The organism is Spirosoma areae, from assembly GCF_054781775.1.
In genome coordinates this window covers 150,206-164,662 of sequence record NZ_BAAGTT010000052.1, presented here as the reverse complement: position 1 = coordinate 164,662, position 14,457 = coordinate 150,206, and the positions used below count along the sequence as shown (strand labels likewise).

Here is a 14,457-nt window from a genome sequence, read left to right as displayed (position 1 = left end):
CTGTAAAGTTCATCATTTCTGCAATGCTCACCGAAATTGGTTTATCAAACGGAAAACCTACTAATAGACCACTGTTTTCGGCATTTCTGATGATTGATTCGCCAAACACCAGTCGGCTATGCGACCGGATTCTGGTGCTGGAAAACGGTACGCTGCTCGAAATCGGCAGTCATTATGAATTGCTGGAGAAAGATGGCCGCTATGCCGGGTTATTTGGGTTGCAGGTGCGGGGATATAAGTAAAAGAAATTATACTTTTACAGAAGAGTATACGATTTAAGTACATAAATTTGTACGTTTTTACGTAATTTATTATGCAAGTTGTTAATTATACTGAGTTTCGGCGGTCAATGAAAGCCAAATTAGATCAGGTCAGCGATGACGGCGATACGGTAATAATTAACCGCAGCGAGAATAAAAATGTCGTCCTTATCTCCTTACGGGAATACAACTCACTTAAGGAAACCCTTCATTTGCTGAGTTCGGAAAAAAATCGTAACCGGCTGATGAGCGCGGTGGAACGAGCCAATCGGGGCCAATTTGAGTCGCATGACCTGATTGAGGACTAACAATGGATCTATCGTGGGATAAAGATGCCTGGGAAGATTATATCTATTGGCAGCAGACCGATAAGAATGTTCTCCGGCGCATAAATGAACTCATAAAGGAGTGTTTGCGGACCCCCTTCGAGGGCAAAGGAAAGCCAGAGCCATTGAAAGAAAATTTAAGCGGGTACTGGTCGCGCCGAATTACGGATGAGCATCGGCTTGTCTATCGCGTGGAAGCCGACCGGCTGCATATCGTTCAGTGCCGATTTCATTACTAAGCACAGTACGTATAGGCTATGTCCTAACTAAAAAAACTGCTTTTGCAATCAACACCACCGGCTGCTATACCCGAATTTATCATTTCCGGGAATATCATTTATATTTACCTGAGTTGACCCTAACGAACCACGTCTAAACAAAACCACTATGGCTAAGAGTCAGGATGCAAAGAAAAGTACGAAGAAAGAGCCGCTGAAAACGCCAAAAGAAAAAAAGGAAGAGAAGCGGGAAAAGAAAGCAAAGCGGGACTAAATGCCGACAACCCCTATTCGGATTGTGCCCTACACGGCTCAACACCAGCAAGGCGTTATTGACCTCGTTCTGGGTATCCAGCAGGCAGAGTTCGGCATTCCGATCTCGCTTGCCGACCAGCCCGACCTGCTCACTATCGAGACCTTTTATCAGTCGAAGCGGGGTGGTTTCTGGTGTGCTCTCACCGAAACCGGGCATGTTGTGGGCACTATTTCGTTGATTGATGTGGGCGAAGAGTTCGGTACGATCCGTAAAATGTTTGTTCACGCCGATTTCCGGGGCCGGGAGTTGGCGCTGGCTACGTTGTTGCTTCAAACGCTTGAAGACCACGCAGCGGCAGTTGACCTGAAAACACTTTACCTCGGCACGCTCGATATTCTGGCAGCCGCCCAGCGGTTCTATGCCAAAAACGGCTATCTACCCATTGCCATGACCGATTTGCCCAATGCCTTCCCCAGGATGCGATTAGACAACCGCTTTTTTTGGAAGGCATTGGGCAAATCGGCGTAGTCGTATTTAGTACACGCTCTTCCTCAATTACGCCTGCTTCGGCTCCGATCCCCGGAAGGCGTCTTTTTTGCTGACAGCCGCCAATTTCACGGGTTTTCCTTCCCGCGCCGACTGGTAAATTGCTTCCATAATTTTCTGGTCCTGAAGTCCTTCTTCGCCGGGTGTGTAGGGCGTTTTGTTCTCCATAATGCAGGCCGAAAAATGGTCAAGTTCGGCGGCAAACTGGTCTTTGTCGGCAATTTTGTGCTGGATAACCTGGTTCTCCTCGCCCTGCGCCTGACTCGTTTCCAGTTGCAGGCCCGTGTACGGGAAGGCCGGGTCCATTTTAATCCAGCCCCTGTCGGCCAAGACCTTATAGTTTTTGTCGTCGTGATGGCCGTAGCTGGTAGCGCAACTGGCCTGCACCCCACTCGGAAACTTCATCAGCCAGTTCACCTGCTCTTCCACTTCGGTAAAACGCGGGTCGTTGGGCGTGCTGTGCACGTAGCCGACCACCTCGGTGGGTTCTTCGCCCAGCAGATACCGAATTGTGTTCAGGCAGTAGAGACCCACGTCGGGCAGGGAGCCGCCCCCGGCTAACGATTTCTTAAACCGCCAGTGAGCGGGGTTGTCTGAATTTTGTCCGTTGTTGGCCATAATGTTTTTCACTTTCCCGAACTGCTCTTTCTGCACCATCTCGCGCACCATCCGGTGGTGGGGTTCGTACTGAATCCGGTAGGCAATCATGAGTTTACGGTCGGCTTTTTTGCAGGCCTCAATCATGGCCTCGCACTCGGCGGCTGAGTTCGCCATTGGTTTTTCGCACAGAATATGTTTACCCGCCTGCGCTCCCCGAATCGTGTATTCGGCGTGCATCCCATTGGGCAACACAATGAAAATAGCCTGTACCTCTTTGTTATCGGCCAGTTTGTCGTAGTCGGCATAGCTGTAGCAGCTTTCTTTTTTTATGCCATACTGAGCCGCCACTTTCTGCATTTTTTCGGGGCTGCCGCTCACCAGCGCCACCACTTTCGACTTTGTACTCGCGCCAAAGGCGGGTAAAATCTGGTTGAGCGTCAGGTGGCCAAGTCCAACTAAGGCGTAGCCAACCCGCTGGTCTTCGGGCAGCGGTGTGGGTGTGGGGCCTTCCTGCTGCTCGGTTTTAGCTTTGATTTGCTCCAGCTCAATGGGTTTGGTGGAGTCGGCGGGTACTTCGGCGGGGGGCGATGTGGCAGGTAGTTTCGGTACGGGGCCGCTGGGTGTGCTACCGGCTGATGCCGTCGATGAACTGGCTTCCGGTTTTTTTTCACAGGAGACAATCGTGCCGCCTAACGCGCCTATGGCCAGGCCACGCCCGGTTAGTTGAAGAAACTGCTGCCGCGACACAGAGGAGGCAAGCGGCTGGTTTAGTAATGCACTAACTAAGTTCTCGGTTGGTTTCATAACGCAGGAGTTTTGCGAAGAACTCCGTGAGTAAACACATTGTTACGAAAACCAATAGACTGTGTTTCTATGCGCCCTACTATTGAGCAACTGCATCACTCCGGCCGCTACGTGCTGCTTGAGTCATTTGCCATTGACGACATGAATCAGTTTCTCCGGCGTGAGTTGGGTATGGCTCCGCAGCCAGAGCAGAGAGTTCGCAAACGAAGCTGGAAAACCTGGCTTGTCCTGATAGGTATGGGGCTGGCCGGGGCGGGGTTCGGTTATGTCGTTGGCGGGTCGGTCGCGGGTGCGATGAAAGGCAGAGGGGCAACGCAGTTGTGGCAGGCTGTGGGGGCTATAGTCACCTTCGTTCTGCTGCTGCCCATTCACGAATTCATTCATGGGTTGGGGTTCAAACGGCTTGGCGCCACCAAGATTGGCTACGGCTGGTCGCTAAAAAGCATGATGATTTATGCCTACAGTCAGCTTTTTCCGGCCACCATGCGCGAAGTCGCTTTTGTGGCAGCCATGCCGTTCCTTGTCATCACGACCGGGCTGCTCATTGGCCTGCTGGTTTGGCCAGCCTACACCCTTTTCTGGGTAATTCTGCTGCTAACCCATACGTTTGGCTGTATTGGTGATTTCGTGTTAATCAGGTACTATTACAAAAATCGCCACCGCACCATTTACACCTACGACGACATGGAAGGCGAACGGCGGTCCTATTTCTTTGTGGAAGTCTAAGTAATCAGGCACAAAAAAGGTAAACTTTGACAAAGCTGATACTCTATTTCGTTGCTTAACGGAGCTATCAGCTTTGTCAAAGTTTACCTTTTTGACCACTTACTTCATCGGCGAATAATCGGTTGGCTTCATGTAGACTGATTCGACTTTGGTGGTCAGTGGTCCGTTCTTCTCAGATTCGGCTTTGGCAGTTATCCATTTCGGGTCTTTACGGAATTCCTCGAAGTGCTGCTTGCCTTCGGCCTCGCTGGGATGAGCCAGGATATACACTAATTTTGGCTGTACAGCAGGGTCTTTTTCCTCTGTTGTCCAGTAGCCAATGTGTGTCATGCCATGGTTGCTGAATAGCTTAATCGTATGGTCGCGGAAGCGCGCGAGCAGATTGGGTAAATTGCCCGGTGTGGTCGTATAGGTACGCAACTCGAAGGTTCGGGCGGGGGACTTTTGGCCTACGCTGATTTTGGGAGATATATCAGCCTCGGTCATGAAAATCTGGTCGACATGGTCGACCAATTTGCCGTTGGCTTCGGTTTTGGCAACGACTGCTTTCCAGTCCGGGTCGCTGCCAAAGGCTTTCCAGGACGCATCGCGGGCTTCGCGGTTTGGGTAAGCCAGAATGTAAATCAACTCTTTGCGGGCCGTATCTGTGGGCGTCCAGTAGCCGATATTTTCCATGCCGTGCTTCTCAAAAAGTTTGGTCGTGTATTGCCGAAAGCGGTCCACGATTTCGGCGTATTTGCCCGGCGTTGGATGATAAATACGGACTTCATACAGTTTGGAACCCGGCACGGATTCACCCCGTGTGGATTCGTTTGGCCGGTTCGCCGGTGCGGCTGGTTTACGCGGATTGACCGTTGCAAAAAGGGTCGTGCTAACCAATAGCCCGCAGGCGAGTAGTAAATACAGTTTGTAACTCATAGTATTGTGCGAACGAAAAAGTAGAGCGTTTCTATGAGCTATAAGTAGCTGGGTCTGTTTTTCTAACCCTTTACCTCATCGACCTACCGAATACCGCAGGTTTGGGTGTATAATTGATTGTTTTGTGTACCACTCATTTGTAAGTTTATTTTCTTGTAAAATAGCTGCAAAGCCCTATTTTTGTCCGTAACCCACCGTTTTATCCCAATTTTATAGATTATGCTAAGCCGCGTTGCCAACTCTGTTTACTGGATGCACCGCTACATTGAACGGGCCGAAAACTACGCCCGGTTTATGAGTGTTAACTTCAACCTGGCCCTCGATTTGCCGCCCAACGTTGATGAACAATGGGAGCCTCTGCTCATTGCAACGGCTGATAATGACCTGTTCAGCAACTATTTTAAGCACCCAACGCGCGAGAATGTCATTCAGTTTATGACCTTCGACAAGCGGAATCCAAACTCCATTGTATCGTGTTTGAGTGATGCCCGCGAAAATGCCCGTACCATTCGGGAGGTAATCTCAAAAGAGATGTGGGAACACCTGAATCAGTTCTACCTGATGGTGCGCGATACGTCGCCCAAGCAGGAATGGGGGCAGCATCAGACGCAGCTTTTTTTTACGGAAATTCAGAATAGTACGCAGCTTTTCTACGGCATCATCGACGCAACCATCACGCGCAACGAAGCCTGGCATTTTGGGCGGCTGGGCCGGTTTCTGGAACGGGCCGACAAAACCTCGCGCTTTCTGGATGTGAAATACTTTACGCTCCTGCCCGAAATAAATGCCGTTGGCTCCACGCTCGACCTGATGATCTGGTCGGCGGTGCTCAAGTCGGTCAGCGCCTATAATATGCACCGCCAGCAGTTTCGTTCGCTCACACCGACGAGTATCGTTGAGTTTTTGATCTTGGATAAAATGTTTCCGCGGGCGGTTTCTCATTGCATTCGGCAGGCTGAGTTGTCGTTGTATGAGATTTCGGGCAATAACATCACCCAGGGCTTCGGAAACATGGCCGAGCGGACACTCTCCAAACTTCGCACCGAGATCGAATTCACGGAAACATCCGATATATTTAAAACGGGCCTGCACCAGTATCTCGATAATTTTCAGACCCGCAACAACGCTGTCGGCGAAACCATCTTTAAGACCTATTTTGACCTGAAACCGGTGGAGGTATAATGTTGAATGATAGATTGATTGAATGATTGAATAGGTGTATGCGCCAGCTATTCAATCATTCAACATTAATAAAAGATGGGAAACGTCAGGGCCAGATACCCCATGCCAGCGCGGTTCCGAAAGCGATTGTTGTCGGCAATAACATCGCGTTTACTAACGGTAGTTTCGGTGGTAAGCCACTGATAGCCAAACTTAATGCCTATGCGCTGACTGACGTGCAGGCGTGCATACACTTCGGTCGACAGGGTGCCAATATCATTATCGCCCAGCAGGCGCAGATTCACGTTGGCGGGACGTGACCGCTGGAACGTGTTGCTCCCCTGGAAGTACACCCTGGCCGAATCGGCCCCCGTTGAGGAGGTAATAATAAACTGACCATTCGACGACTTGTAGCGGCCAATGCGCGATTTGCCGATGGTTAATCCCAGTATATCAGCACTGGCGCCGAGGTCGATGATGCCTAAATTTAGCTGCGCCCGAACCCCAAAATTAAACGAGGTCATGCTTGAATAATCGTAGCGGATGGTGTCAATATTGTTGACAATAAGTGGAGCGCCCAGGGCACTGAAACCCGTTTTTCCGCGGGTCAGGCGGGCAGGAGCTGTATAATAATTTACGTTATCGGCGTAAAAAGCCCCCAGCCGGGCCGTCCAGCCGAGCGAAACCAATTTGCGTTCGCCAATATTGATGAGCTGGAAATAAGCTAATGAGGGATTGTAATTGTCTGTAGAATAAGCCATTCCCAGGTCAAAACCACTGCGAAGGCGAGCCGCAACCGGCGATTGAGCGAAACTTTGGAGAGAACTTACGAGGAAAAAGGCAACGAGTATTTTCTTCATGCAAACGAATGAGGCTGTTCGAGCGGGCAAAGATAAGACAAAGGGATGAAAAGCAGGAAGAGGACGAACAGGAGGAGGGAATTACCTGATAGGCCCCTCCTCCCGTTCGTCCTCTTTCCCCTCTCTTCTCCTTTATTCCTTAACCTTCAACACAACCGCTCCCAACGGCGGCACATTCAGTTGAATCGACTGTAACCGTCCGTGCCAGGCTTCGGCTTCGCTGGCTATAAGATTGGCGTTGACCACACCACTGCCATAAAACTCCGTTGCGTCGCTGTTAAACACTTCCTGATACGACCCTGCCGACGGTACGCCAATGCGGTAGCCGGAGCGGGGTACGGGGGTCATGTTCAGCACAATGAGGAGCGTATCGGTGGGCTGCTCCCCGTTTCGGATGTACGTGACAATGCTATTTTCCCGGTCGGAGGTGTCGATCCATTCGAAGCCGTTGGCCGTGAAATTGCGCTCATAGAGACCCGGTTCTGTTTTATAGAGCGTGTTCAACGCTTTCACACAGGCTGCCATGCCCTTGTGCGGGGCAAAGTCGAGCAGGTGCCAGTCGAGGCTGGCGTCAAATTTCCACTCCGATGTTTGCCCGAACTCCCCACCCATAAATAGCAGTTTGGTGCCCGAGTGGGTAAACATGTAGGAAAAGAGTAGCCGCAGATTGGCGAATCGCTGCCACTCATCGCCCGGCATTTTACCGACTAACGACTGCTTGCCATACACCACTTCATCGTGCGAAAGGGGCAGCATGAAGTTTTCGGTGAACGCGTATATCGTGCTGAACGTCAGCTCGTCCTGGTGGAATTTGCGGAACGCCGGGTCGCGCTCGAAATACCGCAGCGTGTCGTTCATCCAGCCCATCATCCACTTCATGCCAAAGCCCAGCCCACCCGTGAACACCGGGCGCGACACGCCCGGAAAAGCGGTTGATTCTTCGGCAATGGTTTGCGTATCCGGAAACTCCTGATAAATGGCTTCGTTTAACTCTTTGAATAGCGAAATGGCATCCAGATTCTCGCGCCCACCAAACATATTGGGTTCCCACTCGCCAGCATTTCGGGAGTAATCCAGGTAGAGCATCGACGCCACGGCATCCACACGCAGCCCGTCGGCATGGCAGCGGTCGAGCCAGAACAGGGCGTTACTCAATAAAAACGAACGGACTTCAGGCCGGCCGTAGTTGAACACATAGCTTTTCCAATCGGGGTGGTAGCCTTTCCGCCTGTCCGGGTGCTCGTACAGATGCGACCCATCGAACTCATACAACCCGTGGGCATCGCCGGGGAAGTGGGAGGGAACCCAGTCGAGCAGTACGCCAATGCCAGCCTGGTGGAGCCGTTCAACGAGTTTCATGAACTCCTGCGGGGTGCCAAAGCGGCTGCTGGGGGCATAGTAGCCCGTGATCTGGTAGCCCCACGATGGCGCGTAGGGGTACTGCATAACGGGCATAAACTCAACGTGCGTGAAGCCCATGTCCTGCACATAAGGCACCAGCGCGTCGGCAATTTCGCCGTAACTTAACTCGCGCTCCGGATTGCCGGGGTCGCGTCGCCAAGACGATAGATGCACTTCATAGACCGAAACCGGCGCATTGAGGGCATTTTTTGCCTTGCGATTGGCCATCCAGTCCTGGTCGTTCCACTCGTAATAGGTGTCCCACACGTGCGACGCCGTTTTGGGCGGTACTTCCCACCAGTGTGCGTAGGGGTCGCCTTTTTCGACTTCACGCCCGCCTTCATGCACGATGAAATACTTGTACGACTCGCCCCGGCCAATATGGGGGATAAAAAGCTCCCAGATGCCCGACGAATCCCAGCGAACATTCATGGGGTTGCTGCCCTTGTTCCAGCCGTTGAAGTTGCCAATCACGGCTACATACCGGGCCGAGGGTGCCCACACGGCGAAATAGGTACCCGTAACACCGTTGTGTTCAACGACGTGTGAGCCAAATTTTTCGTAGAGCCGGTGGTGCTTCCCGCCCCGAAACAGATGAATGTCGAAGTCCGTGAAACGGGAATAATGACCATCTCCGGCCTGTGCCTGGTTATCGGGAGATACAGGCAGTACTGAGGGTTCCGGTTCTTTTTTGGTCTTTTTTGGTGAAGTGGGTTGCACCGACTGGCCGGTTTCAGCGGACGGGTCGGGAGACGTTGTGGTTTTGCGTTTTGCCATAGGTTCGAACGGGTTCAACTACGTTAGGGAACGTGATCAAGACCGGAAAGTTAGAAAAAAAGCGGGAGGGTCAAAGGGGCTATTATTTTTCGCCCCGCACGGTTTGCCTAAATGACTCGTAGATGGGCATAAAATGGGGATGGTCGAACCGTACAGGACGGCCATTACCACTTCGCTGCGCCCTGTTCCAGAATAGCCGCTACGGCAGCGCGGTCTACTTTCTCCGGTTTTGTAATCTTCAGGCAACTCTTGCCACTCCGAACGGGCTTAAGGCGTTCGCCATACGCAGCGTCGAGGTCAGGAAAGGTATACAGCGGAGTCAGATAGAGCATCAGGTACTTGTCGGTCAGGCGCAAACCGGCAAAATAACGGCCATCTAAGTTGAATTCTTCTATGCCGCCTTTGGGGCCATTCCCCGTGAACGGAACATACGGCTGACTGGCCATTCCATCAATAGACAACAGTTCTTGTCGAAGCGAATCATGAAGTTCCTGAAGCATGATGAGGAGGGGTTTACCGTGAAAAGCGCATCCACAGGTAGTTGCTACCCGACTGTAATTTAACCTAAATTCTGTTCGCACAACCTATTTTCGCTCCATCTTTGTTATCCTTAAAAATTATGAATTAATGTAGCGTTGAGAATTGAACGATGGTTCGTCGTAGCTGCCATTCGCCCTGACGACGGCCCGGAATGCTGACCCATCGCTCGTTCGCTCATTCACTCATTCACCAGTAGAAATGAAACTCCTGAAAGTAGCCGCCGGTGTGCTCAATCAAACCCCGCTTGCGTGGGATCACAACAAACAAAACATCATCAACGCCATTGAAGAAGCCCAACGACAGGGCGTGAGCTTGCTGTGTTTGCCCGAACTCTGCATTTCGGGATACGGCTGCGAAGATGCGTTTTTTGCCCAGAATACCATCGACCAATCCATTGCGTCGCTGCTGGAGATTGTGCAGCACACGAATGACATCGCGGTGGCCGTAGGGCTGCCCCTGCGCCACAACAACCGCACCTTCGATGTAGCCTGCCTGATCGCTAACAAGCGGATTCTGGGCTTCGTGGCGAAGCAATACCTCGCCAACAACGGCGTACACTACGAAACGCGCTGGTTCCAGCATTGGCTACCCTTCGTTCGCGACGAGATTAAAATTGGCGAATTCTCCTACCCGTTTGGCGATGTTGTGTTCGATTTGTCGGGGCGGTCGGAAGGCCGCACCCCCGCCAGTGCGGTTCGGGTTGGGTTCGAGATCTGCGAGGATGCCTGGGTAGCGAACCGGCCGGGTCGTATTCTCTACGAACGGGGCATCGACATTATTCTGAATCCGACAGCCAGCCATTTTGCGTTTCTGAAATCGCAGGTGCGCGAACGATTTGTGGTCGATGCGTCGCGCTCGTTCGGTGTTAGTTATGTCTACGCCAATCTGCTGGGGAATGAATCGGGACGGATTATCTTCGACGGCGACGCCATGGTGGCCTCCAACGGCGAACTGCTCGTGTCGGGAGCGCGGCTGAGCTACGAAGATTTTCTGATCGTTCCGGCGGTGATCGATGTGGAAGCGACCCGGCTGAATCAGACCCAGAACCGCGCTAATCTCGCTCTGGCCTACCCGAATCTGCGCGTGTCGGACCGGTTCGACTGGCCTGATATTGCGCCCGTTATTCAAAAAGCCGAACTCGAAGCGTGGGAGCGGGGCGGCTATTTGAAAGAAGAAGAATTTGCGCGGGCGGTGGCCCTGGGTCTGTTCGATTACCTGCGGAAAAGCCGTTCGCAGGGGTATGTCCTGTCGCTCAGTGGGGGCGCCGATTCGTCGGCTATTGCGGCCCTGGTGTTTCTGATGATTCGGATGGCCGTTGAAAACATTGGCATCGCGGGCGTGAAGAAAAAACTTGGCTACATCAAAGCGCTGAAGGAATGCAAGACGCCGGAAGAAATCGTCAGTAAACTCCTGACCGTTATGTATCAGGGCACCGAAAACTCGTCGGACGATACGTATAACTCAGCCAAAACGCTGGCCGACGACATCGGGGCCTCTTTTCTGAACATCAACATCAATGGCTTAGTCGAAACGTATCGTGGCCTGATTGAGGAGCAGTTGGGTCGGAAACTCTCCTGGGATACCGACGACGTAGCTCTGCAAAATATTCAGGCGCGGGTACGTGCGCCCGGTATCTGGATGCTGGCGAACATCAACAACGCCCTGTTGCTCAGCACGTCCAACCGCTCCGAAGCCGCCGTTGGCTATGCCACGATGGATGGCGACACAGCGGGCAGCATCTCGCCCATTACAGGCATCGACAAGCATTTTCTGCGGGGCTGGCTGCGGTGGCTCCAAACAGTAGGCCTGAACGTGAAAAACGAATGGACGCCCGCCGACCGGACCGGTTCCGTTACCGACCCGACAACGTCCGACCAGTTAATCAAAGTAGCCGGGCTAAGTGCCGTCAACGGGCTGCAACCCACCGCCGAGCTGCGTCCGCTGGCTAAAAAGCAAACCGACGAAGACGACCTGATGCCCTACGACGTGCTGAACTCCATTGAAGAAGCCGCCATCCGCGACAAACAACCACCCGTGGAGGTCTTGAAACTCGTGGAGGTGCGTTATGCAGGTTTCCACAACCGCGAGAAACTGGTGCTCTGGGTGGAGCGGTTTTTCAAACTCTGGAGCCGCAACCAGTGGAAACGCGAACGCTACGCACCGAGTTTTCACTTAGACGACCATAACCTCGACCCCCGTTCGTGGTGCCGCTTCCCGATTCTATCAGGTGGCTTCGAGAAAGAACTGGCCGAGATGCGCGACTGGGCCAACGAGCAGCAGCCCAACGGCCGCAAAGGCAAGATTGGGTTTTGATGAAAATTAATGTAAATTGGCTGTATCATGGCAACGATTCAATTACAAATTCAGGACGATCTTATTCAGCAACTTGGGATAGGTGCAGTTAAGCAATTGCTGGAAGAAGAACTAAACTATCAACGCTTTAAACTGCTCGAAAATAGCATTCAGACAGCAATGCACGAAGCCGTTGATGTGAACTGGCCGCAGGAGTTTGAAGATGCCCGGCAGCAGGCGTATGAGGAATATCAGCGAAAACGAAAATTGGCTCCATGAATCAATATGTTCTGGATGCCAATGTCTTATTCAGCGGAGTAATTAGTCAAAAGCCAATCTATCGGGCAATGTTTGGTAAGAATGTCTTTTATACACCCGATTTTGTACTGGCTGAATTAAATACGTACCGCACCGTTTTTCTGAAAAAGTCAGCCATTAAAAGAACCGACCTAAAAGAATTTACACTCTTTCTGTTCTCAAAAATAATTGTTGTGCCCGACTACATAATTACGCTGGAATCTTATGAACGTGCAGAGAAATTAGTGGCTGATATTGATCCGAAAGACATAGCCTATGTAGCATTAAGTATTGAACTGGACGCTACGTTGCTGACTCGTGATAAGCTACTTCATGACGGATTAATACATAAAGGATACACGCAAATCCAACTTTTTAACGACTTTGTAGCTGGGCAGATAAGCGAAAAGGGGGCCTGATGAAACACCTCCTCCCTGGTCTCCTCTTTGCAGCCCTGTGGGCATCGGCTTCTGTTGCTACTAAATTCGGGGTTCAGTCGGTACATCCGCTTATTCTGGCCAACGTCCGGTTTTTCATAGCCGGGGGTGGAATGCTGCTGTTTGCATATGGCATTCAGCGTACCGGGGCGCGTAGTCCCAGAAACACCTGGCCGACGGGCATCGAGTGGCGCCAACTCACCATTTTCGCGCTGCTAAACACCACCATCTATCTCGGTGCCTTTGTGCTGGCCCTCAAGCAGGTATCAGCAGGAATCGGTAGTTTGTCGACGGCCACCAATCCACTATTTATCGCACTGTTATCGGCGTTGTGGCTGCGCCGGATGCCGCGCTGGACTGAACTTGGTGGCTTGCTGCTTGGCTTGACGGGTGTCGGCATCGCAACGTATCCACTCCTGAAAAACAGCTTTGCTACCCTCGAAGGGCTGCTGATTTTGCTGGTGGGTATGATTTCGGTGTCGGCGGCAACGGTTTATTATGCCCGCATCGAGTGGCGGCTGCCCGATCTGGTCATCAATGGCTGGCAGGTGATGCTGGGTGGATTACTTCTTCTGCCATTCACACTGCTAACGGCGGACTTTGGGGCGTCGCACTACGACGGTCGGTTCTGGGCGTCGGTGTTCTGGCTCATTCTACCCGTGTCGGTGGCGGCTTTGCAGTTGTGGTTCTTTCTGGTCCGGCAAGACCCCATCCGGGCGTCGCTGTGGCTGTTCCTGTGCCCTATTTTCGGCTTTGCGTACTCGTATCTGCTCCTGAACGAACCCATCACCGTTTATACCGGCATCGGGACCGGGCTGGTGATTGGCGGCCTGTGGCTGGGGCGGAAAACGTAGAGACGCAAGGTATTGCGTCTCCTGACCGGATGGTATTGCTGGCGCACAGGAGACGCAAGGTATTGCGTCTCTACTCCTTCACCACAATCAGCTCGACACGCCGGTTGAGCTGGCGGGTAGCTTCTTTGTTGTTGCTGCCAATGGGGCGCGTAGGGCCATAGCCGCGCGTGCTGATGCGGCTGGCCGCAATGCCATTTTTTACTAAATACTCCTTCACAACATCGACCCGCTGTTTGGAGAGCAATACGTTCTGATCAAAATCGCCCTGATTATCCGTGTGGCCCGCCAGTTCGATTTCGACGGTGGGTTTGTCGCGCATGAAAGCGACTAACTGCTCCAGAGCAGGTTGAGCATCGGGCAGGAGTTCGGCTTTGCTCTGCACAAACTGAATGGCCCGTAGCTGCGTTGTTTTGCCCGGAGCCGCCACAATGAGCGGGGGGCTATAGATAACCTTTGCGTCGAGGGTTTTGGGGGGCGTTACGCGCGATGTATGAACCACTGTGGTGCTGGCGGCTGTCGATTGCCCGGCTGCCTGCGAAGCGACGGTAGGCGGGGTAACGACTGGCTGCTCCACTACGGATGTCGTTGCCGGGGGGCGGGTTGTAGAGGATGCTACGGCAACGGTTGTTGATTTACTGGCCGGGGGTGGACTGGTACCGATAAGATGCAGAAGGGTAGGCAGACGTTTGGCCAAATAGGCCGTCGAGGAGGAGAAGGCGAATTGCTCATCAAGGGTAATGTACCCTACTGCTTCAAACGTGAAAATATACGATTGTCTCGGATCAAGGGTAAGTTGATAGGCTCCATCGGCGCTGGTGGTATGTTTCGAGCGTACAACGCCGTCCTCATTTTTAGCCATTACCACTGCGCCCACAATTGGTTTTTTGGTCCGGGCGTCCTGCACCTTGCCCTCCACTGTTGCCGTTCCTTCGGTTGGAACGACCTGGTGAGTAGGCTGCACCTGCCCAATTGCCGGTAAGCTGTTCGGCAACCAAAGGCTACCGGCAAGTACTACAAAATTTATCCACCTCATGCTGTACGGACAACGTTGAAAAGTTGGCCAAAAGTACGTCGAAAATCGCAAAAGTTAAGCCCCTGCAGGTGTTTCGCAGGGCTTGATTTCAGGCTTCTTTTGCAGAGTAAAAAACATGAATTAACTGCCTGACTAACAGTATACTTACGTA

The 14,457-nt window shown here is 52.3% G+C and carries 16 protein-coding genes; 10 read left to right on the top strand and 6 right to left on the bottom strand.

Going from position 1 to position 14,457, the window contains the following annotated elements; all coding sequences use genetic code 11:
- The first annotated feature begins 23 nt into the window (after window positions 1-23).
- From ACYVI1_RS29590 to ACYVI1_RS29575, 4 genes are all read left to right on the top strand, one after another.
- Entirely contained in the window at window positions 24-242 is a 219-nt protein-coding gene (locus tag ACYVI1_RS29590; RefSeq protein WP_460915323.1) for a hypothetical protein, read from the top strand.
- Between the two features lie 71 nt (window positions 243-313).
- Complete coding sequence (locus tag ACYVI1_RS29585; RefSeq protein ID WP_460915087.1) at window positions 314-568, top strand: type II toxin-antitoxin system Phd/YefM family antitoxin; 255 nt, start codon at window positions 314-316, stop codon at window positions 566-568.
- Window positions 569-570: 2 nt separating this feature from the next.
- The gene (locus ACYVI1_RS29580; protein ID WP_460915086.1) at window positions 571-825 is read left to right on the top strand and encodes a Txe/YoeB family addiction module toxin; all 255 of its coding nucleotides are present in this window, start codon (window positions 571-573) and stop codon (window positions 823-825) included.
- 253 nt (window positions 826-1,078) lie between these two features.
- A complete protein-coding gene (locus tag ACYVI1_RS29575; protein ID WP_460915084.1) occupies window positions 1,079-1,588 on the top strand; it encodes a GNAT family N-acetyltransferase in 510 nt (169 codons plus the stop codon).
- A gap of 27 nt (window positions 1,589-1,615) precedes the next feature.
- On the opposite strand, the gene ACYVI1_RS29570 is transcribed toward ACYVI1_RS29575, so the two are convergent.
- On the bottom strand, window positions 1,616-3,010 hold the full coding sequence (locus tag ACYVI1_RS29570; RefSeq protein WP_460915082.1) for a Gfo/Idh/MocA family protein: 1,395 nt from the start codon (window positions 3,008-3,010) through the stop codon (window positions 1,616-1,618).
- A 69-nt stretch (window positions 3,011-3,079) separates the two neighbouring features.
- On the opposite strand from ACYVI1_RS29570, the gene ACYVI1_RS29565 reads away from it, so the two are divergent.
- Window positions 3,080-3,736, top strand: coding sequence for a DUF3267 domain-containing protein (locus tag ACYVI1_RS29565; RefSeq protein WP_460915080.1), 657 nt, complete (start codon window positions 3,080-3,082; stop codon window positions 3,734-3,736).
- Window positions 3,737-3,835: 99 nt separating this feature from the next.
- On the opposite strand, the gene ACYVI1_RS29560 is transcribed toward ACYVI1_RS29565, so the two are convergent.
- Window positions 3,836-4,654 (bottom strand): NIPSNAP family protein, encoded by an 819-nt coding sequence (locus ACYVI1_RS29560; RefSeq protein WP_460915078.1) that lies wholly within the window; start codon window positions 4,652-4,654, stop codon window positions 3,836-3,838.
- A gap of 219 nt (window positions 4,655-4,873) precedes the next feature.
- Here ACYVI1_RS29560 and ACYVI1_RS29555 point away from each other — a divergent pair, with 219 nt between their 5' ends.
- Window positions 4,874-5,836 (top strand): alpha-E domain-containing protein, encoded by a 963-nt coding sequence (locus ACYVI1_RS29555; RefSeq protein WP_460915076.1) that lies wholly within the window; start codon window positions 4,874-4,876, stop codon window positions 5,834-5,836.
- Between the two features lie 65 nt (window positions 5,837-5,901).
- On the opposite strand, the gene ACYVI1_RS29550 is transcribed toward ACYVI1_RS29555, so the two are convergent.
- The 3 genes from ACYVI1_RS29550 to ACYVI1_RS29540 all read right to left on the bottom strand — a co-directional run bounded on the left by ACYVI1_RS29550 (window position 5,902) and on the right by ACYVI1_RS29540 (window position 9,353).
- Window positions 5,902-6,675: a hypothetical protein gene (locus ACYVI1_RS29550; protein ID WP_460915074.1), complete on the bottom strand. Its 774-nt coding sequence runs from the start codon at window positions 6,673-6,675 to the stop codon at window positions 5,902-5,904.
- 132 nt (window positions 6,676-6,807) lie between these two features.
- Window positions 6,808-8,853: a 1,4-alpha-glucan branching protein GlgB gene (glgB, locus tag ACYVI1_RS29545; protein WP_460915072.1), complete on the bottom strand. Its 2,046-nt coding sequence runs from the start codon at window positions 8,851-8,853 to the stop codon at window positions 6,808-6,810.
- A 164-nt stretch (window positions 8,854-9,017) separates the two neighbouring features.
- Window positions 9,018-9,353, bottom strand: a complete 336-nt coding sequence (locus ACYVI1_RS29540; protein ID WP_460915070.1) for a hypothetical protein — start codon at window positions 9,351-9,353, stop codon at window positions 9,018-9,020.
- A 238-nt stretch (window positions 9,354-9,591) separates the two neighbouring features.
- On the opposite strand from ACYVI1_RS29540, the gene nadE reads away from it, so the two are divergent.
- The 4 genes from nadE to ACYVI1_RS29520 are packed head-to-tail and all read left to right on the top strand — an operon-like array spanning window position 9,592 to window position 13,273.
- Window positions 9,592-11,706, top strand: a complete 2,115-nt coding sequence (nadE, locus tag ACYVI1_RS29535) for an NAD(+) synthase (protein WP_460915069.1) — start codon at window positions 9,592-9,594, stop codon at window positions 11,704-11,706.
- Window positions 11,707-11,733: 27 nt separating this feature from the next.
- Complete coding sequence (locus ACYVI1_RS29530) at window positions 11,734-11,964, top strand: hypothetical protein (protein WP_460915067.1); 231 nt, start codon at window positions 11,734-11,736, stop codon at window positions 11,962-11,964.
- Window positions 11,961-12,401, top strand: a complete 441-nt coding sequence (locus ACYVI1_RS29525; protein WP_460915066.1) for a PIN domain-containing protein — start codon at window positions 11,961-11,963, stop codon at window positions 12,399-12,401. Before ACYVI1_RS29530 ends, ACYVI1_RS29525 begins: the two co-directional genes overlap by 4 nt.
- Complete coding sequence (locus ACYVI1_RS29520) at window positions 12,401-13,273, top strand: DMT family transporter (RefSeq protein WP_460915065.1); 873 nt, start codon at window positions 12,401-12,403, stop codon at window positions 13,271-13,273. Before ACYVI1_RS29525 ends, ACYVI1_RS29520 begins: the two co-directional genes overlap by 1 nt.
- Before the next feature lie 70 nt (window positions 13,274-13,343).
- Here ACYVI1_RS29520 and ACYVI1_RS29515 read toward each other — a convergent pair whose 3' ends face one another.
- Window positions 13,344-14,306 carry an OmpA family protein gene (locus ACYVI1_RS29515; protein WP_460915064.1) on the bottom strand — a complete coding sequence of 321 codons (963 nt, stop codon included), beginning with the start codon at window positions 14,304-14,306 and terminating at the stop codon, window positions 13,344-13,346.
- Window positions 14,307-14,457: the final 151 nt, after the last annotated feature.